Raw genomic sequence first — 16,705 nt, 5'->3', positions numbered from 1 at the left:
GTGTGCCGCGCCGCTAGCTCAGTTGGTCAGAGCGGCTGACTCTTAATCAGCAGGTCCGGGGTTCGAGTCCCTGGTGGCGCACTGAACGACAGCGAAGGCCCCCACCGGTCGGTGGGGGCCTTCGCCGTGCTCCTTGGGCGTCAGCCCCGCAGGAGGGTCGCGAGCCGGGCCCCCGAGGTGCCGAGGCCGGCCGGTGCGCCCAGGGGCGCCTCCGGGGGCGGCGCGGCGGCGGACGCGGCGCGGCGGCGGATCAGGTCGGCCTCGCCGTAGCGCCGGCACTCCCGGTGCCAGGTGAGGATGGCCGCCAGCCAGTCCTTGAGCTCCTGGACGTAGCCGTCCAGGGCGATGCGGGCCCGCACGTCGAGCGCGTACTCCTCGCACAGGGCGGGCAGTTGCGTGGCGACGATGTGGAGGAACTCCCGCATCCGGGACCTCATCAGGTCGGCGACGATGCCCAGGGCCTCCTCGCGCCCGCAGTCGAAGAAGTTCTGGACGACCAGGACGGAGTTGTGGACCTCGCCCTCGAACTCGATCTCCTTCTGGTAGGAGAAGACGTCGTTCATGAGCGTGGCGTAGTCCGAGGCGGCGTTCTCCAGCGCCTGGACGGGCCGGGAGGCGAGGACTTCCGGGGGCAGCGCCCTGCCGTGGCGGAGGCGGGAGAGCGTCATGGTGAGCGGGGAGCCGAAGGTGTCGCGGCGCATTTCGATGTAGTCGACCGGCTCGGGGATCTTGTTCATGCGCTGGTTGGACAGCTCCCACTGCCAGCTGTCCAGCATCCCCTCGACGGCCCGCCGGAACACCGCGCGGTCGGCGGCGGGCATGGGCGTCACCGTCCGGACCCAGATGTCCGCCAGGCTCCGCTCCAGGCAGTTCAGCGGTGTCTCGGTGACGACGGCGTCCAGCGGCATGAACAGCTTGAGCCGGTCGGTGCAGTCCTTCGCCGCCGTCAGCCCGTCGGGGCGCCGTCCGAAGTGGGCGGGGTAGACGTCGTCCGCGTAGGTGCCCCAGATGAGCCAGTCCGTGGCGAGGTCCAGTTCGTCGGGGCCGGCCTCCGGGCTGATGCCGGCGGCGCACAGCCCCAGGTCGAAGTCGTGGAGGTTCTCCTCGTCCCAGTGGCCCGCGAGGGGGTCGGCGGGGCTGGGGACGGTGATGCCCGTGCGACGGGCCCAGTCGACGCCGTGCCGGCGGGTGGCCTCCAGGTGGGGGTTGTGCCGGGTCTGGAAGGGCATCTCGAAGTCGGGGCGCGGCAGCGGGCCCACCTTCTCGAACGGGACGTGGGTGAACCCGCGCAGCCGCGCGGGCAGCGCCGCCAGGATCGAGGGCACCAGCAGGGCCGCCGAGGTGCCGATGCCGAGCGGCCCGCCCAGTAGGGCCTCGGGCACCCGGGGGCCGCCCGTGGTGCTCTTCATGTAGCGGCTGGAGCGCAGGTGCCACTCGTGGCCGCCGGCCTGCCAGTCCTGGAGGCCCTTGACGTAGGCGAAGACGTCGGCGTACGCCCGCGCGTCCAGCCCGTGCTCCGCCAGGACGGGGCCGACCTCGGTGAGGGCGGTGTGCTCGAACTGCTGGAGGCGGGAGGTGAGGAGCTCGCCCACGGCGTCGGCGGCCCGCTGGGTGTCGCAGCCCAGGAAGCGCTCGAAGACGAGGACCGCGTTGGCGAGTTCGCCCTCGGTCTCGGTCTCGCGCTGGTAGGAGAAGAGGTCGTTGCGCAGGTGGACCCCGTCGGCGAAGGTGTCCTTCAGGACGCGCAGCGGCCGGGTCGCCGCCACGGCGTCGGGCACCTCGGCGCCCGCCGCGTACTCGACGAGGTGGGCGGACCAGGGCGCCCCGCCGACCTTGCGGCGCATCTCGATGTACTCGACGGGGTTGGCGACACGGCCCTCGTTGATGTTCGACAGCTCCCACATCGACTCCTCGAGCAGATGCCAGGTGCTCTCCCGGAAGCGCCGCCGCCACTCCGGCGACATGTCCGGCACGGTACGCGCCCACAGGTCGGCCAGCCCCGCCTCCACCTGGTTGGTGGGCTCGGGGGCGGCGTCGTCCGGGCCGAGCGGCATGAAGGCGCCGAGGCGGTCGAGATACGCGCGGGCGCCCAGGGTGTCGCCCGTGCGCTTGAACCGGGCCAGGAAGTCGTCGTCGAAGAAGAACACCCACACGTACCAGTCGGTGACCACGTCCAGCTTGGGGCCGGAGGCGTCGGGGTGGGTGTAGGAGCACAACAGGGCGTAGTCGTGGGAGTCGAATTCCCCCTCGTCCCAGACGCCCGATCCCTCGATCATGTCCATCCGCCGCGCCCATGCCTTCGAATGCCGCCGCGCGCCCTCGAGATGGGGATTGAGGCGGGCCGGGTGCGGTGTGTAGAAGCGGGGCAGCTCGAAGGGGTTGGGCATCGCGTGGGCGGCCTTTCGGTGCGGATGGGACCGTCGGGGGCACGCTATGGCGGGGAGTGGGCGAGGAGTCCAGGGAAAGTAGGATTTCCGCCCAATATGGTGAATAAAAGAGGGGTTGAGATTAACGATCTTGCTACTGATGACGCCTTTCCCCTACAGTCCCCCCGTTTTGCTCATTTGATCTTGGGGGAATCGATGACCACAGCGTCATCTACGTCATCCGCGCCGTCCCGGCGCTTCGGGCCCAGTGCCATGCTGAGCTGGGCCCTGACCATCGCCTGCAATGTGGTGCTGCCGTTCGTCACCTACAACCAGCTCACCGACGCGGGCTGGAGCGACTTCTCCGCCCTGGTGGCCTCCGGTGTCTGGCCGGTGGTGGACGTCGTCATCTATCTGATCTGGCACCGGCGCGTCGACGAGTTCGCCGTGCTGACCCTGATCTTCCTGGTGCTGACCATCGCCGTCACCGGCGTCGGACCGCACTCGGCCCGTCTGCTGCTGGTCAAGGACTCCCTGATCACCGGCCTCTTCGGTGTCGTCTGCCTGATCAGCCTGGCCACCCCGCGCCCGCTGATGTTCTACCTCGGCCGGAAATTCGGCACCGACGGCTCCGCGAACGCCGTCGCCCACTGGAACGGCCTCTGGCGGCACGAGAGTTTCCGGCGGACGATGACCCTGATCACCACGGTCTGGGGCCTCGGATACATTGTCGAGGCGATCGCCCGCGTCGGACTGTCCTACGCGCTGTCGACCGGCGCCATGGTCGGCGTGAATTCCGTCCTCGCCTATGGCGTCCCCGCCCTTCTGATCGCCTGGACGATCACCTATTCCAAGCGCGCCCGCGCCAAGGGCCGCGCCGAGGGCGCCGCGCCGTCTGAGGCCTGATCGACCGACTCCCCGTCATTTCGGGGACAGGAAACGGCGCAGCCGTTGCAGCGGCCAGGTGTTGATGACGTCGTCCTTGGTCAGCCAGCCACGCTGCGCCGTTCCCACGCCGTAGCGCATATACGGAAGATGCGTGGTGGAGTGCGCGTCCGTGTTCACCGCGAACTTCACCCCGTACCGTTTCGCCCGCAGAATGTCCTCGTCGCACAGATCGATCCGCTCCGGATGGGCGTTGATCTCCAGGGCGGTGCCGGTCCGCGCGCACGCCTCGAATACGGCGTCGAAGTCGGCGTCGATTCCGGGCCGTTTGCCGATGAGCCGGGTGGTGGGGTGCCCGATGACCGACACATGGGGGTTCTCGCAGGCCCGCACCAGCCGTCGGGTCAACTCCGCCCGGCTCTGGTTGAAGTGCGAGTGGACGGACGCGACGCACAGGTCGAACCCGGCCAGGAACTCGCCGGGCCAGTCCACCTCCCCGTCCGGCCCGATGTTCAGCTCGGCGCCGTGCAGCAGCCGCATCCTCCGGTGCTTCCCGTCGAGTTCCCGCACCCGCTCGCGCTGCGCGAGGATCTTGGCGTCCGTCATCCGCTGCATGTACAGGTCGGGGGCGTGATCGGTGACGGCGTAGTAGGAGTAGCCGCGCCGGGCGGCGGCGGTGACCATGTCCTCCAGGGAGGCCAGCCCGTCCGTGAGGTCGGTGTGGGTGTGGAGGTCGCCCCGGATGTCGCCGTCCTCGACGAGTTCGGGCAGCTCGTCGCGGAGCCCGGCCGCCACCTCGCCCCGGTCCTCGCGCAGGGTGGGCGGGATCCAGGGCAGGCCCAGCCGGGCGTAGACGTCCTCCTCCGTCGCCGAGGTGATCCGCCGTCCGCTCTTGGCGTGGAACAGCCCGTACTCGGACAGCTTGTACCCGTGGCGGACGGCGAGTTCACGGATACGGATGTTGTGCGCCTTGGAGCCGGTGAAGTACAGCAACCCCGCCCCCCACGAGCCGGGCGGCAGGACGCGCAGGTCGACCTGGAGACCCTCGGTGGTGCGGATCGAGGTCTTCTTCTCGCCGTGCGCGATGACCTCGGCGGTGTACGGGAGGGCGGCGATCGCCTCCATGAACGGGCCCGAGCGGGTGGCGGCGACGAGGACGTCGATGTCCCCGATGGTCTCCCGCATGCGGCGCAGCGACCCGGCGTACGCGCACCCCTCGCAGCCGGGCGTCCCCGAGAGCTCGGCGACGATCTGTTCCGCGACGTCCATGGCGGCGTTGAGGAGGATGCGGCCGCCGGAGCCGCCCGCCTTCTGCGCCAGGGCGATGCCGTGGAGGATGTTCTCCTCGGTCCGGGGCCCGAAGCCCTTGAGGTCGCGCAGTTTCTTGTCGTGGATGGCGTCGAGGAGTTGTTCCACGGAGGAGACGCCCAGCTCCTCGTAGAGCGTCATGGCCTTTCTGGGGCCCAGTGTGGGGACGGAGATGAGCTCCCGGACGCCGGGCGGGATCGCCGCCCTGGTCTCCTCCAGGGCCGGGATGCGGCCGGTGCTCAGATACTCCAGGACCTTGTCGGCGATGGACTTCCCCACGTTGGGGATTTCCCGCAGGCCCTCGGCGTCGAGGGTGGAGACGTCCTTGGGGAAGCCGCCGATCGCGCGGGCGGCCTTCTCGTAGGCACGGGCCTTGAAGGCGTCGCCACCGGTGATCGCGACGAGGTCGGCGTACTCCTGGAGGACCGCCTCGACCTCGTCATTGGGCCGGGCCACAGTTCAAGCGTGCCACCGGGGCGGTGCCGCGCAACCGGGTGCCCGGCCGCGCGGGGGTGGGGAGCCGGCACGCGGGGGTGGTGGGGGCGCCGCTGTCGGCCGTCCCGGGCGAGCCGGGCAGGAGGCCGAGCACGGCGGCGGTGCCAAGGGTCATGACAGGGGTGCGGCGCATGAAGTACCTCTTATCCGGTCATCGGCTTGGTCGTAAGGGGTCTGCCCCGGTGCCGGGACGGCACGCGCCGTATCGCCCGTACGGGGGAAGGAGAAACGATCTATCGGCACGGCGTGCGAGTGGACGGCACCGGATCGCGTGAGATCGTCCCGGGTTTCCGCGCGGGAGGAGTGTTCACATGTTCTGGTCCCGTCGGTGGCCCGCGATCGTGGCCGTCCTTCTGACGCTGCTCGCCGTGGCGGCTCCGGGCGCTGCGGGCGAACGCGGGCGGCCGGGGTGTTCCGGGCCCGCGCTCCGGCGCGTCCCCACGGAGCGGAAGGTCATCGCGCTGACCTTCAACGCGGCGTGGAACGAGGACGGCGTCAGCCGCGTCCTGGCCGTGCTCCGCGGGGAGCGGGTGCCCGCCATGTTCTTCCTGACAGGGGACTTCGCCGATCGCCACCCCGAGGCGGCCCGTGCGCTGGCCGCCCGCCACCTCGTGGGCAGCCACTCCTACAGTCACCCGAGGTTCCCCGGCCTGTCCTTCCCCGAGGAGCGCCGGGAGGCCGTCCTGTCCGCACGCGCCATCCGCCGGGCCACGGGCCGTACGCCCGTGGCCTTCCGGTTCCCGTACGGCGAGTTCACCGAGCGGAACGTCCGCGACGTCAACGCGCTCGGGTACCCCGTCGTCGAGTGGGTGGACGACACGGCCGGCTGGCGCGGGCCCGACGGGGGCGTGACGGTGGACATGGTCGTCCGGCGGGCGGAGCGGGCGTTCTCACCGGGGGCGATCATCCAGATGCACGTCGGCTCCACGGACGCGCGCCACTCCGTGCTGGACGCCGACGCCCTGCCGAGGATCATCACCGCCGCCCGCGCCCACGGCTACGGCTTCGCCGACCTGGGGCGGCTCGTACGGCGCTGCCGCGTGCGCGGCTGAGACGCCCGGTACGGGCTGGCCCACCAGTGGCCGGACGGTACGCACGGGACGACTCTGGAAGGGCACGCCATGACGGCAGGAGGTGGACCATGGCCGAGATATGGATGCCGCAAGCCATCAAAATGGACCTCGGTGACCACGCCCCTTACGACCCGGGTTTTCCGCCGAAGGCCATCGCGCACATCACGGCGGACCGTGACAACGCCACGGCGGAGAATCCGCTGGACCTTGTGCCCTTCGCCAGCCTCCAGCACTTCTTCACCCACGACGGGAAGGAAAAGGCGCCGCACATCCTCTGGGACCCGTTCGCCGGCGCCTTCGCCCAGTTCTTCCCCGCGACGTCCCGGAGCAAGGCGGTGCACGACCTCGCGGGCGGCACGCGGACCAACCGTGCGGGAAAGGTCGTCATCCAGATCGAGGCCCTGTTCTTCCCGTTCTGCCGCGTCGACGGCAAGGTGTTCCGGCGATTGGCCGACACCCCGTGCAAAGGGTGGCCGAAACTCAACGCGTGGGTGCGTTCCTGGGAGGTTCCGGATACCTGGCCCATGGGGCACCCCGTGGATTTCACCCCCAACCGCTCCGAAATGGTCTGGGAGACCCAGGGCGGCTGGTACGCCCACGCACAGGTACCCGAGAACACCCATGTGGATCCCGGGTCCTGGCCGGCCTTCGCGTAGGAGCCGCCGACCACGGCACCGGGGGCATCTCGACACCCGGGACGCCCGACGCGCGCGGCGCTACCGCGCCCCACCGCAGAACTCGGCCTCCGCCAGGGCGAGCGTGTCGAAGGGCACCCCGAGGGCGTTGCCGCCGAACGCGGCCGTGTGCGAGGCGTCCCGGACGCTGCTCACCTGGGAGACCGCGCCCTGGATCCCGCCGTCGTGCCCCCACACCGTCACCCCGCACGACAGCTTCCGCGCGGCGACGCCCAGCCCGTACCGCGCCGGCGGGCGCAGCCCGGTGTCCACCGTGGTCAGCATCTCCGCGAGCTGGCGGGCGGGCAGGAGCCGGCCGCCCAGCAGCGCCCGGTAGAAGGCGTTGAGGTCGCCGACGGTGGAGATCATCTCGCCGGCGGCCCACGCCTCCGTCGGGTTGATGCCGGTGACGTCGTGGAACGGCGTCCCCGGCTCGTCCGGGAAGCGGATGTAGCCGCGTCCGGAGGGCCGGGGGAGGGCGGTCGACCGGCCCGGTACGGAGGTGGCGCGCAGACCGAGCGGGCGCAGGACACGGTCGCGGACCTCCCGGCCGTAGGGGTGGCCGGTGACCTTCTCGATGACCAGCCCGGCCAGCACGTAGTTGGTGTTGGAGTAGCTCCAGCCCTTGCCGGGCGCGAAGACCGGCGGATGGGACACGGCCGTGCGCACCAACTGCCGTGGGGTGTAGGTGTCGAAGCGGTGGTGGAGGAAGTCCCGTTCGAAGAGCCGCTTGTGGAGGGCGGGGTCCGCCGCGTAGTCGAAGATCCCGCTGGTGTGGTCGAGGAGCCGGCGCAGGGACACGGCGCGCCCGTCATTGCCCTGGCCGCGCACCACGCCCGGCAGCCAGCGCTCCACGGTGTCCGTGAGCCGGAGCCGGTGCTCGGCCTCCAGCTGGAGCATCACGGTGGCGACGAACGTCTTGGTGTTGCTGCCGATCCGGAACCGGTCGCGCGCCCGCGGCGCCCGTGGCCGCCCGAGTTCGGCCGTCCCGGCGGACCCGTTCCAGACGCGGCGCCCGTCGCTCCCGTCGCCCCCGTCGCGCCCCTCGCGCGCCTGGCCGACGACGCCGGGCATCCCGGCCCGCACCAGCGCCTCCATGGCCGCCCGCGTCCCCTCGTGCGCACGGCGGTCCGGCGGGACGGACGAGCGGGCACCGGACGGGCCGGACGCGCCGCCGATCAGCGCCACGGCGGCGAGCAGGGCCGGCAGAACGCCGCGGACGGTGCGCTTCGTCATGACTCTTCGCTACCGCGACCCACGATCCGCCCGTCGGACGAGCGGGGGAAGTCATCCGTACGGGGAACCCGCACGGGTGGACGGCCCCCGCACGGGTAGGCGCACCGCGACCGTGCACCGGGTGGACCCGCTCGATTGGCCGTTCGGCCGTGCCTCTGGTGAGCTGGAAGACACCCCGCAGGCCCGAGGAGGACCTTGATGGACATCGGCGAGCTGACCGACGAGACGCTCCGCGACCTGCGCCGTGAGCGCCCGTACCCGGCCGTGTCACTGCTCCTGCCGACCACGCGCCGTGCCCCGACCAGCACCGAGGACCAGGTCAGGCTGCGCAACACGGTCGCGGAGGCCAAGCGGCGGCTCGCCGACGACCCGAAGGCGAGCCGGTCGGCGCGCATCGACGTCGAGGCGCAGATCGACGCGGCGGTCAGGGAGGTCGACCTCGCCCACTCCAGCGACGGCCTGCTCATCCTGGCCGCGCCGGGCGAGCACCAGGTCTGGTACCTGCCGCGCACCGTGCCGCAGCGCGTCGTGGTCTCGGACACCTTCCTCACCCGCAACCTGGTCGCGGCCCGGCTCTCCGAGGAGCCGTACTGGGTGCTGGTGCTCTCCGAGTCCGAGACCCGGCTGTGGGACGGCGCCGGGGACCACCTCGTGGAGACCATCGGCAACGGCTTCCCCGTCCGCCCCTCCCTTCCCGACCACGAGGACGCCCTGCCCGGCGCGAACTTCGACAAGGTCGGCAGCCATGCCACGACCGCGCGCGAGGAGGCCCACGTGGAGCGCGAGCGCCAGTACACGCGCTCCGTCGTCGGGGCCCTCATGCCCGTGCTGGACCGCGAGCCCCGGCCGTTGTACGTCGTGGGGCTGCGCGAGCAGATCGCCCTGTTCGAGAAGCTGTGCCCCAAGCCCGGTGTGATCACCGCCCGGACCGAGCAGGGCGGCGCGATCGGTCTGTCCGCGCACGCGCTGGCCGAGGTACTGCGCCCGGCGTTCGAGGAGCGCCGCGCCGCACGGCAGGGGGAGGTGCTGCGCCGCCTCAGCGACGCGCGCGGCCAGAAGCGCTTCACCTCCGGGCTGGACGAGATCTGGCAGACCGTCCGCCAGGGCCGGGTGGCGCTCCTCGCGGTCGAGGACCACTACCAGATCACCGCCCGCGTCGACGGAAACGGCGGCCACCCGGTGCGCCTGGAGGAGCCCGCCGAGCCGCTGACGGCGGACCCCGCCATCCGCGAGGACGTCGTCGACGAGATCGTCGAGGCGGCGCTGGACAACGGAGCGGACGTCGAGTTCGTCCGGGACGACACCCTGGCCGAGGAGGACCGGCTGGCGGCGGTGCTGCGCTACTGAGCGCTCCGCCGGCAGTCCGGATCCCGGCTTGAACCTCACGTCACGTGAGGATGCATCGTTGTCCCCATGACCGCTTCCACGACCTGGAAGGTCGGTCCGCTCGCCGAGGCCAGCGGGCTGACCGTCCGGACGCTCCACCACTGGGACACCATCGGCCTGCTCAGCCCCTCCCGGCGCACCGCCGGCGGGCACAGGGAGTACACCGAGGACGACCTCGTCCGGCTCTACCAGGTGCTCGCCCTGCGCGGCCTCGGGCTGGGCCTGGACACCATCGCCGTCTGCCTCGACGCCGGAGTGGACCCCGGACGGCTGGTCCGGGACCACCTGGCGAAGGTCGAGGAATCCATCGCCGCGCTCGACGTCCTGCGGCAACGGCTGCGCCGCCTCGGCGACAGCCTCGCGTCCGACCGGTACCCGACCACCGGCATGCTGCTCGACGCCCTGCACGCCATCGGCGGCACCGGTCCGGACGGCGAACGAACGCTGCGCCGCCACCTGGACGACGACCGGATGCGGGTGCTGGAGACGCGCGCCGCCGCCCTGGGACCCGCGGCGCACTACCTGCTGCGGATCGAATGGCCGGAGCTCTACCGCCGGGCCGACCGGCTCCGTACGGCCGGGATCCCGCCCACCGATCCGAAGGTCCGGCGCCTGGTGGCGCGCATGGACGAGCTGAGCACGCTGTTCACCGGCGGCGACGCGGGGATCTCCACCGGCGTGCGGGCGGCGTGGCGTGACGACCCGGCCGCGATGTCCGGTGGGCCGGACGCCCCGGCCGATGAGTGGCGGGAACTGGCCGACTACCTGGACGCCGCCCGCGTCGATTCCCCCCGCCCTCTTCCGCCCTCTTCCGTCGAAGGAGCCCGGCCGTGAGCCACCGCCGTATCCGTACCCGTGTCCGCCTCGCACTGATCGAGACGTTCCCCACCGCGCTGGCCGTCCCGGTCCTCGCCTCGCTGGCGGCGTTCGGCGTGGTCCCCTGGGAGGTCCTCCCGGCCTTGCCGGTGGCGTTCGCCGTCCACGCCGCCGTCAACTTCCTGTGGCGCCGCTCCAGCAGGACCACATCATTTCAGGATCGCCCGCTCTAGTTCCCGCCAAGCGCGTGGCTTTTCACCGGCGAAAAAGCATCGAACGCGAGTTCCTTGGCCAAAGGTCGGTGTGAACCCGTCATACGGGAACCGAGCGGTCCTCCGTGACGGGGGAAGCTGCGAGAGTTCCTTTCCGCCCGCCTTCACCCGGGGGCACCGGTGGAAGAGCAACTCGACGAAGGGATCCTTTCGTGGGGAAGAAGACCGCGAAGAAGACCGCAACGACGCTCGCGGCCGCGGCACTGATGGCCGTCACCCTCGGCGGCCAGGCCGGCGCGGCCACCCTCGATCACACCTCCTCGACGACCGGCGCGACCCGGACGAGCGCGTCCACAGCCATGTCGACGGAAATTCGCTACGCCCCGTTCGTCCTGGAGAGAGACCAGTCGGTGTCGTCCGACACCGCCCGGCTGGTCATGCAGTCCGACGGCAACCTCGTCGTCTACGACGAGTTCAACCGGGCCCGCTGGGCCTCCAACACCGTCAACAGCGGCTGGCGGGCGGCGTTCCAGGAGGACGGAAACTTCGTCGTCTACACCCGCTCGGGCAGGGCCGTCTGGGCCTCGGGCACCGCCGGGCACCCCGGGTCGCGCCTGGCCGTCCAGGACGACGGCAATGTCGTGATCTACGACGGCAGCCAGGCGATCTGGAACACCCGCACGGCTCACTGACGGCCGCCGCAGACATCGATCCGGCGGTCGCCTCGCGGCCGCCGGACGTGTCACACCGCCCCGCGCAGATGGTTCCGGGCGAGCTCGGTCATGACCGTCTGGGTCTTCGACGCCTGCCGTGGAGCGGGCCGGAGGCCCTGCTCCAGCACGATGCGCTCCAGCAGCTCCTGGGCGCCCGGGGCGTCGGCGTGCGGGGCGCGCAGGGACAGTTCGAGGAAGCACGGGCCGTCGTCGTCGACGCTCCAGAACTCGGCGGTGAGCGGCCGGGCCAGGTCCGGCCGCGAGAGCTTCCACCTGACGGCCCTCACCGGGCCGAGGGCGACGGCGTCCCGCAGGCCGTCGTCGGTGATCCCGGCGTGCGCCAGCAGGTCGCGCTGGTCGGGGGTGAGCGGGGGCGGCCAGGCGGCGGGCCCCTTCCCCTCGCCGGGGGCGGGCGGCTCGAAGGTCCCGTCCACCTTGAGCGAGGCCGACCAGACGCGGTCGCTGCCGCTCCAGTCCTCCTCGACCTTGAACTCCCACCCCTTGCCGCCGCGGTTCTCGCGCCATTTCGCGGGCAGAGCGGCCGGGTCGCACGGCCGGAGCTTCGCCGTGAGATCGCTCTTGTCCCCCTTGCCGCCCTTGTCTCCCCTGCCACCCCTGTCCGGCCTGCGCAGCCGGATGATGACCCCGGCCTCCGCCAGGGGGAGGCGGATGCCCGCGCCGTCCTCCCGGGGGGCGTCCCAGAAGTGGATGCCGAGGTGTTTGCCGTTCCCGGGTTCCAGCCCCAGGGCCCGGCGCGCGTCCTCCGCCGTCCCACCCGCAAGGATGATCTTGATTTCGGCCTCGGCGTTCCTGAACGTATCCGCCATGTCACCCTTTATGTCACAGAGGGAGAATGCGCGCCAACTGGCTGACAATCACAGGAAATTCGGGCTCCGGCGCGCCGTGCGCCGGCCCCGCCCGGCCCGACGGGATCCTTGCCCCGTGAGCGATCATGACCCGCCGCACCACGCCGGGCCCGTCCAGGCCACCGAAGGACGGCTCAACTGGCTGCGTGCCGCTGTCCTCGGCGCCAACGACGGGGTGGTGTCCACCGCCGGACTCGTCGTCGGCATCGCCGGCGCGACCGAGGAACGGGGCACCCTGCTGACCGCCGGGCTGGCGGGGCTGCTGGCCGGTTCGCTCTCGATGGCCGCCGGCGAGTACGTGTCCGTCTGCGCCCAGCGCGACGCGCAGCGGGCGGCGCTGGAGCTGGAGGAGAAGGAGCTGCGCGCGCATCCCCGCGCCGGGTTCGCGGCGCTGACCGCCGCGCTGGAGCGGCGCGGCCTGAGCCATGGCGTGGCCCAGGCCGCCGCCCGGGAACTCAGCGGGAACGACGCGCTGCGGGCGCACGCGCGCGTGGAGCTCGGCATCGACCCGGACGACCTCACCAATCCCTGGGCCGCGGCCGTGGCCAGCTTCCTCTCCTTCACCGCCGGTGCGCTGCTGCCCCTGCTGCTGATCGTCCTGCCGCCGGCCGACTGGCGGCTCCCGGTGACCGTCCTGTCCGTCCTCGCCACCCTCGTCGCCACCGGCTGGGCGGGCGCCCGGCTCGGCGGCGCCACCATCGGCCCGGCGGCGCTGCGCAATGTGATCGGCGGGGCGCTGGCCATGGCGGTGACCTACGGGGTCGGCACCCTGCTGGGCTCGACCGTCTGACGCGCCGCGCGCCGAGCCGCCCCCGAGGGCGCCGGCTCGGCGCGCGGCCCCGGTCCCTACGGGTCATACGAGCCGGATGGCGATCGCCCACGCCACGATCGACGCCGCGTCGGTACTGTCGTGGTCCTTCGACGCCGCGGTCACGTACTGCTGGGTGTCGTTGACGACCGGCTGGAGGTTCCACAGCAGGCTGCCGTCGGCGTGGTAGAAGACCCGCGCGCCGGCGCCGGTCAGCGACCATCCGTCGTCCACCTGCGCCGTGGCGGTGGGGTGCTGCGCGGCGCCTCCCGACCCGGAGAAGGCACGGGAGAGCACGGTGCCGACCGGGAGCGACTTCGGGATGCCCATCGCGTAACTGGTGATCCTGGCCGGATCGTCGACCATGTGGTCCTTCGACCGGACCGTCCACGTCGAGCCCGAGGAGGACGACGACGCCATGGCCGGGTACGAGGCGGTGGCGATGTTGCCCTTCCCCAGCCAGTCCACCTTGAAGCCGCCGCCGAGCAGCACGCACCGGTCCGAGTTGATGCCGGCGGTCGCCTGCGGGGCGGGGGCGGGAGCACCGCTGGGCCGGGAGGTGCTGCACGAGTTGATCCAGGCGCGCAACTGGTCCCTGTCCACGCCCTCGATCTTCAGGCCGATCGCGTAGCCGTTGAGCTCGTGCGGCTGTCGCCTGCCGTTGTGGTCCTTGGACGACACGATCCACGAGGAGAGGTCGTTGCTGGGGTACGAGGCGGTCAGGTAGGCGCCGTAGGGGTACTCCGCCCCCGTCGCGCCGCCCCCGATCGCGATCATCGAGGGGTCGGTGACCTGCACCCGGTGGTCGGTCCACACCTCCTGGGGCGGCTGCGCGAGTTCACTGAAGACGGCGACGGTGACGCGGCCGCTCGCGTCGTGGTACCTCGCGACCTCGGCGGACCGCCCCTGCGCGGAAGCCCGCGCGACGGGAGCGCGGTCGGCCGCCGTGGCGGAGCCGCCGAGCTGGGCCCCGGCCAGGGCCAGCAGGGCCGTGAGCAGGGCGAACAAGCGTTTCGATCTCGCCGGGCCGCGCATGACGCTTCGCATGGTCTCCTCCTTCTGTTCCGGACACCTGACTGTCGCCCGGCCGTCGTTCCTCCCGTAATCCCGAGAATTGGGGACTGGGCGCGCCCCGGGCCCGTCGCTATGCGGCACGTCATGGTCCGCTCAGTGGACCGCCGGTTTCCCGCCCTCCCCGCGCCCCGGCATGCTGAAGGCCGGAGGGAAGACGTCGGTTGGCGGTAAAACCGGTGCGCGGAGATGTGTCCCAGGTGGCACGCCGCCTGGAAGCGGCGGCGGGGGAGCGGTTCGTCCGCGACGAACTGGCCGAGCTGGTCTCGCGGGCGATCGGCCCCTGCGTGGCGCACGACGGGTTGCGGCTGTTCGGGATGAACCCGGTCACCGGAGCGGTCTCGTTCGGGTTCCTGCACACGTTCAGCCCCGGTCTCGTCCGGGACCAGTTGTACGAGTCCTATCTGGGTGACGACCCCTTCAGCCCGGTCGACGTCGCCCGGCTGCCGGCGCCCGTGGGCCTGATCGGCGGGGACGAGCGCCCTGATCAAGCGCCCCCACCGAGGTCGCCCGGGCGCCGACGTGCCCTGGAGATCCTGACGGCGCACGGCGCCGGCTGCGAGCTGCGGTTGTTCCTCCGGGACGGCCGGGGCCTGTGGGGCCTGCTGTCCCTGCTGAGGTCGGAGGGCGGCAGGGCCTTCGGCCCCGACGACGCCGAGCGGCTCTCCCGGATCTCCTCACCCCTGATCACCTTGCTGCGCCGGTACGCCACCGCCGGTGAACCCCGTACCGCCCGGCCGTATCTGCCGGCCGGAGTCGTCATCGTCGGCGCCGACAACGAGGTGCGTTCCCTCACCCCCGAGGCGCGGGCGTGGCTGGGGGAGATCGATCCGGCGCACGGCATGGCACCGGAGTGGATGCCGATGGTGTCGATGCGTGAGATCACCCTCGCCGCGCGGCGCCACCTGATCGATCCGAGCGCTCCCGCCCCGGTCGCCTGCAGTCCCGCCGCGTTTCTCGGCCGCAGGGTCGCCGTGCACGCGCAGCCACTCGACGCCGACGGTACGGGCGATGTCGCGGTGATCCTCCAGGAGGCCACCGGTGACCTGCTGCTGCCCGTGTTCTCGGCCTGGCACGGCCTCACCGCCCGCGAACGCCAGATCGTCCAGCACCTGCACTCCGGCGCGGCGCCCAAGCAGATCGCCCGCAGCCTGAGCGTGTCCCTCCACACGGTCAACACGCATGTGAAGGCGGTGTTCCGCAAGACCGGGGTGAGCGGCCGGGACGAACTGCTCGCCACACTCGGAGCGTGACGTGCGGGGTGTGACGCTCCGAGTGTGACGGGCGCTCAGGGGGCCGTGAGCACCAGGACGACGTTGTGGCCGCCGAAGCCGAAGGAGTGGCTGACGGCCGCGCGGACGTCCTGACGGCGTGGCTGCTTGGTCACGCAGTCGATGTCGAACTCCGGTGCGGGCGCCGTGAGGTTGGCGATCGGCGGTACGAGGCGGTGCTGGATCGTCAGGACCGTCAGCGCCGCCTCGATCGCCCCGGCCGCGCCGAGGGTGTGGCCGAGGACGCCCTTGGGCGCGGTGACGCTGGGCCGGTGCGGCAGGACCCGGGCGATCAACGCCGCCTCCGTGGCGTCGTTGAGCGGGGTGGACGTGCCGTGCGCGTTCACGTGGTCGATCTCGTACGACGCGAGCCCGGCCCCGCCGAGCGCGGTGCGCAGGGCGGCCTCCGCGCCGGGGGCCCCCTCGGGCGGCGCGGTGGGGTGGTGGGCGTCCGAGGCGCTGCCGCAGCCGGTGAGCAGGGCACGGGGACGGGCGCCGCGCGCGGCGGCGTCCCCGACGCGCTCCAGGACGAGGACGCCGGCGCCCTCGGCCATCACGAAGCCGTCCCGGTCGGGCGCGAACGGACGGGACGCCTCGCCGGGCGCGTCGGTCCGTCCGGACAGGGCGCCCATGTTGCGGAATCCGGTTGTCGAAAGACGGCTGATGGCCGCCTCCACGCCCCCGGCCACCGCCACGTCGCACGCGCCCGAGACCAGCAGGTCGCGTGCCACGGCGATGGCGGTGGCGCCGGAGGCGCAGGCGGTCGCCGGGGCGAGGTTCGGCCCCCGGGCCTTGAGGTCGATGGAGACCTCGCCGGCGCCGAGATTGGGGATGATCATGGGGATGGCGAGCGGCGAGACGGCGTCGGGGCCGCGCCGGCCCAGACGCCGGTACTGCTCCTCGACCTGCTCCATGTTGCCCATGCCGCACCCCATGACGGTGGCGACGCGGGAACCGTCCCACGCGGCCGGGTCCAGCCCGGCGTCCCGCACCGCCTCGCGGGCGGCCAGGACGGCGAGCTTCGCCGGCCTGCCCATGCGCCAGGACGTCCGCCCGACGCGACGGTCGAGGTCGTCCTCGCCGAGGGGCACGCGGCAGGAGAAGTCCATGGGGAGGCCGTCGAGCAGGGGGTCGCGGGCCGCCGTGCCCCGGCCGTCGAGGACGGCCTCCCACGTGGCGTCGACACCGTCCCCGGCCGGGGTGACCAGGCCGAGGCCGGTGACGGCGACCGGTGGTCCCGGCGGGTTCACGGGGCTCCCACCGCCTCCCCGCGCCGCAGGGCGTCCAGGTGGTCGGTGATCTCGGCGAGCGTGGTGAAGCGGGTGGCGTGCTCGCTGTCGAGCTTCACCCCGATCCGCTCCTCGAGGAGGAGGGCGAGCTCGGCGAGCGCTAGGGAGTCCAACTGGAGCTGCTCCAGGGTGACCTGGGGCCCGATCTCGTGGTCCGGCACCCGGAAGGTCGTGGTCAGGATGGAGTGGATGACGGCGTAGGTGTCGGTCATGGTGTGTTTCCTTTCCTTTCGGTT

General features: G+C 72.1%; 17 protein-coding genes and 1 tRNA gene. 10 read left to right on the top strand and 8 right to left on the bottom strand.

The genetic code is table 11. The annotated features are described in order from the left end of the window. Nucleotides 1–7 precede the first annotated feature (7 nt). Nucleotides 8–81, top strand: a tRNA-Lys gene (locus tag IE096_RS08660). 59 nt (nt 82–140) lie between these two features. On the opposite strand, the gene IE096_RS08655 is transcribed toward IE096_RS08660, so the two are convergent. After that, complete coding sequence (locus IE096_RS08655; protein WP_189450292.1) at nt 141–2,387, bottom strand: terpene synthase family protein; 2,247 nt, start codon at nt 2,385–2,387, stop codon at nt 141–143. A 252-nt stretch (nt 2,388–2,639) separates the two neighbouring features. On the opposite strand from IE096_RS08655, the gene IE096_RS08650 reads away from it, so the two are divergent. After that, nucleotides 2,640–3,272: a VC0807 family protein gene (locus IE096_RS08650; protein ID WP_229820054.1), complete on the top strand. Its 633-nt coding sequence runs from the start codon at nt 2,640–2,642 to the stop codon at nt 3,270–3,272. Between the two features lie 15 nt (nt 3,273–3,287). On the opposite strand, the gene polX is transcribed toward IE096_RS08650, so the two are convergent. Continuing rightward, nucleotides 3,288–5,015 carry a DNA polymerase/3'-5' exonuclease PolX gene (gene polX, locus IE096_RS08645; protein ID WP_189450288.1) on the bottom strand — a complete coding sequence of 576 codons (1,728 nt, stop codon included), beginning with the start codon at nt 5,013–5,015 and terminating at the stop codon, nt 3,288–3,290. Beyond that, the gene (locus tag IE096_RS08640) at nt 4,999–5,187 is read right to left on the bottom strand and encodes a hypothetical protein (protein ID WP_189450286.1); all 189 of its coding nucleotides are present in this window, start codon (nt 5,185–5,187) and stop codon (nt 4,999–5,001) included. Before IE096_RS08640 ends, polX begins: the two co-directional genes overlap by 17 nt. 178 nt (nt 5,188–5,365) lie before the next feature. Between IE096_RS08640 and IE096_RS08635 the strand changes: the two genes are divergently transcribed. Together IE096_RS08635 and IE096_RS08630 are read left to right on the top strand one after the other, a co-directional pair. Further along, on the top strand, nt 5,366–6,106 hold the full coding sequence (locus IE096_RS08635) for a polysaccharide deacetylase family protein (RefSeq protein ID WP_189450282.1): 741 nt from the start codon (nt 5,366–5,368) through the stop codon (nt 6,104–6,106). Nucleotides 6,107–6,195: 89 nt separating this feature from the next. Next, the gene (locus tag IE096_RS08630; RefSeq protein WP_189450280.1) at nt 6,196–6,783 is read left to right on the top strand and encodes a hypothetical protein; all 588 of its coding nucleotides are present in this window, start codon (nt 6,196–6,198) and stop codon (nt 6,781–6,783) included. A gap of 60 nt (nt 6,784–6,843) precedes the next feature. On the opposite strand, the gene IE096_RS08625 is transcribed toward IE096_RS08630, so the two are convergent. Then, nucleotides 6,844–8,037: a serine hydrolase domain-containing protein gene (locus IE096_RS08625; protein WP_189450277.1), complete on the bottom strand. Its 1,194-nt coding sequence runs from the start codon at nt 8,035–8,037 to the stop codon at nt 6,844–6,846. A gap of 198 nt (nt 8,038–8,235) precedes the next feature. Between IE096_RS08625 and IE096_RS08620 the strand changes: the two genes are divergently transcribed. From IE096_RS08620 to IE096_RS08605, 4 genes are all read left to right on the top strand, one after another. Beyond that, nucleotides 8,236–9,384 carry a baeRF3 domain-containing protein gene (locus IE096_RS08620; RefSeq protein ID WP_229820053.1) on the top strand — a complete coding sequence of 383 codons (1,149 nt, stop codon included), beginning with the start codon at nt 8,236–8,238 and terminating at the stop codon, nt 9,382–9,384. Between the two features lie 66 nt (nt 9,385–9,450). Continuing rightward, nucleotides 9,451–10,257: a MerR family transcriptional regulator gene (locus tag IE096_RS08615; RefSeq protein WP_189450273.1), complete on the top strand. Its 807-nt coding sequence runs from the start codon at nt 9,451–9,453 to the stop codon at nt 10,255–10,257. Next, a complete protein-coding gene (locus tag IE096_RS08610) occupies nt 10,254–10,472 on the top strand; it encodes a hypothetical protein (RefSeq protein ID WP_189450271.1) in 219 nt (72 codons plus the stop codon). Before IE096_RS08615 ends, IE096_RS08610 begins: the two co-directional genes overlap by 4 nt. 191 nt (nt 10,473–10,663) lie before the next feature. Then, nucleotides 10,664–11,143 (top strand): hypothetical protein, encoded by a 480-nt coding sequence (locus IE096_RS08605; protein WP_189450269.1) that lies wholly within the window; start codon nt 10,664–10,666, stop codon nt 11,141–11,143. Nucleotides 11,144–11,193: 50 nt separating this feature from the next. Here IE096_RS08605 and IE096_RS08600 read toward each other — a convergent pair whose 3' ends face one another. Beyond that, nucleotides 11,194–11,991 (bottom strand): hypothetical protein, encoded by a 798-nt coding sequence (locus tag IE096_RS08600; protein ID WP_189450267.1) that lies wholly within the window; start codon nt 11,989–11,991, stop codon nt 11,194–11,196. 115 nt (nt 11,992–12,106) lie between these two features. Here IE096_RS08600 and IE096_RS08595 point away from each other — a divergent pair, with 115 nt between their 5' ends. Beyond that, nucleotides 12,107–12,820, top strand: coding sequence for a VIT1/CCC1 transporter family protein (locus tag IE096_RS08595; protein WP_229820052.1), 714 nt, complete (start codon nt 12,107–12,109; stop codon nt 12,818–12,820). Between the two features lie 63 nt (nt 12,821–12,883). Here IE096_RS08595 and IE096_RS08590 read toward each other — a convergent pair whose 3' ends face one another. After that, nucleotides 12,884–13,885 (bottom strand): hypothetical protein, encoded by a 1,002-nt coding sequence (locus IE096_RS08590; RefSeq protein WP_189450262.1) that lies wholly within the window; start codon nt 13,883–13,885, stop codon nt 12,884–12,886. A 224-nt stretch (nt 13,886–14,109) separates the two neighbouring features. On the opposite strand from IE096_RS08590, the gene IE096_RS08585 reads away from it, so the two are divergent. Next, on the top strand, nt 14,110–15,162 hold the full coding sequence (locus IE096_RS08585) for a helix-turn-helix transcriptional regulator (protein ID WP_189450260.1): 1,053 nt from the start codon (nt 14,110–14,112) through the stop codon (nt 15,160–15,162). A 35-nt stretch (nt 15,163–15,197) separates the two neighbouring features. Here IE096_RS08585 and IE096_RS08580 read toward each other — a convergent pair whose 3' ends face one another. Together IE096_RS08580 and IE096_RS08575 are read right to left on the bottom strand one after the other, a co-directional pair. Next, nucleotides 15,198–16,430: a beta-ketoacyl-[acyl-carrier-protein] synthase family protein gene (locus tag IE096_RS08580; RefSeq protein WP_189450258.1), complete on the bottom strand. Its 1,233-nt coding sequence runs from the start codon at nt 16,428–16,430 to the stop codon at nt 15,198–15,200. Beyond that, nucleotides 16,427–16,681, bottom strand: coding sequence for a phosphopantetheine-binding protein (locus IE096_RS08575; protein WP_189450255.1), 255 nt, complete (start codon nt 16,679–16,681; stop codon nt 16,427–16,429). Before IE096_RS08575 ends, IE096_RS08580 begins: the two co-directional genes overlap by 4 nt. Nucleotides 16,682–16,705 lie beyond the last annotated feature (24 nt).

The sequence above is a fragment of the Streptomyces abikoensis genome, from assembly GCF_014648775.1.
GTDB lineage: Bacteria > Actinomycetota > Actinomycetes > Streptomycetales > Streptomycetaceae > Streptomyces > Streptomyces abikoensis.
The sequence above is the reverse complement of the archived record's forward strand: the minus strand, read 5'-3'. Positions and strand labels throughout refer to the sequence as shown.

Coding starts and splice junctions, on each gene's coding strand:
- IE096_RS08655 (WP_189450292.1), bottom strand. CDS start 2,387: ATGCCCAACCCCTTCGAGCTGCCCCGCTTCTACACACCGCACCCGGCC.
- IE096_RS08650 (WP_229820054.1), top strand. CDS start 2,640: ATGCTGAGCTGGGCCCTGACCATCGCCTGCAATGTGGTGCTGCCGTTC.
- IE096_RS08640 (WP_189450286.1), bottom strand. CDS start 5,187: ATGCGCCGCACCCCTGTCATGACCCTTGGCACCGCCGCCGTGCTCGGC.
- IE096_RS08635 (WP_189450282.1), top strand. CDS start 5,366: ATGTTCTGGTCCCGTCGGTGGCCCGCGATCGTGGCCGTCCTTCTGACG.
- IE096_RS08630 (WP_189450280.1), top strand. CDS start 6,196: ATGGCCGAGATATGGATGCCGCAAGCCATCAAAATGGACCTCGGTGAC.
- IE096_RS08625 (WP_189450277.1), bottom strand. CDS start 8,037: ATGACGAAGCGCACCGTCCGCGGCGTTCTGCCGGCCCTGCTCGCCGCC.
- IE096_RS08620 (WP_229820053.1), top strand. CDS start 8,236: ATGGACATCGGCGAGCTGACCGACGAGACGCTCCGCGACCTGCGCCGT.
- IE096_RS08615 (WP_189450273.1), top strand. CDS start 9,451: ATGACCGCTTCCACGACCTGGAAGGTCGGTCCGCTCGCCGAGGCCAGC.
- IE096_RS08600 (WP_189450267.1), bottom strand. CDS start 11,991: ATGGCGGATACGTTCAGGAACGCCGAGGCCGAAATCAAGATCATCCTT.
- IE096_RS08590 (WP_189450262.1), bottom strand. CDS start 13,885: ATGCGAAGCGTCATGCGCGGCCCGGCGAGATCGAAACGCTTGTTCGCC.
- IE096_RS08575 (WP_189450255.1), bottom strand. CDS start 16,681: ATGACCGACACCTACGCCGTCATCCACTCCATCCTGACCACGACCTTC.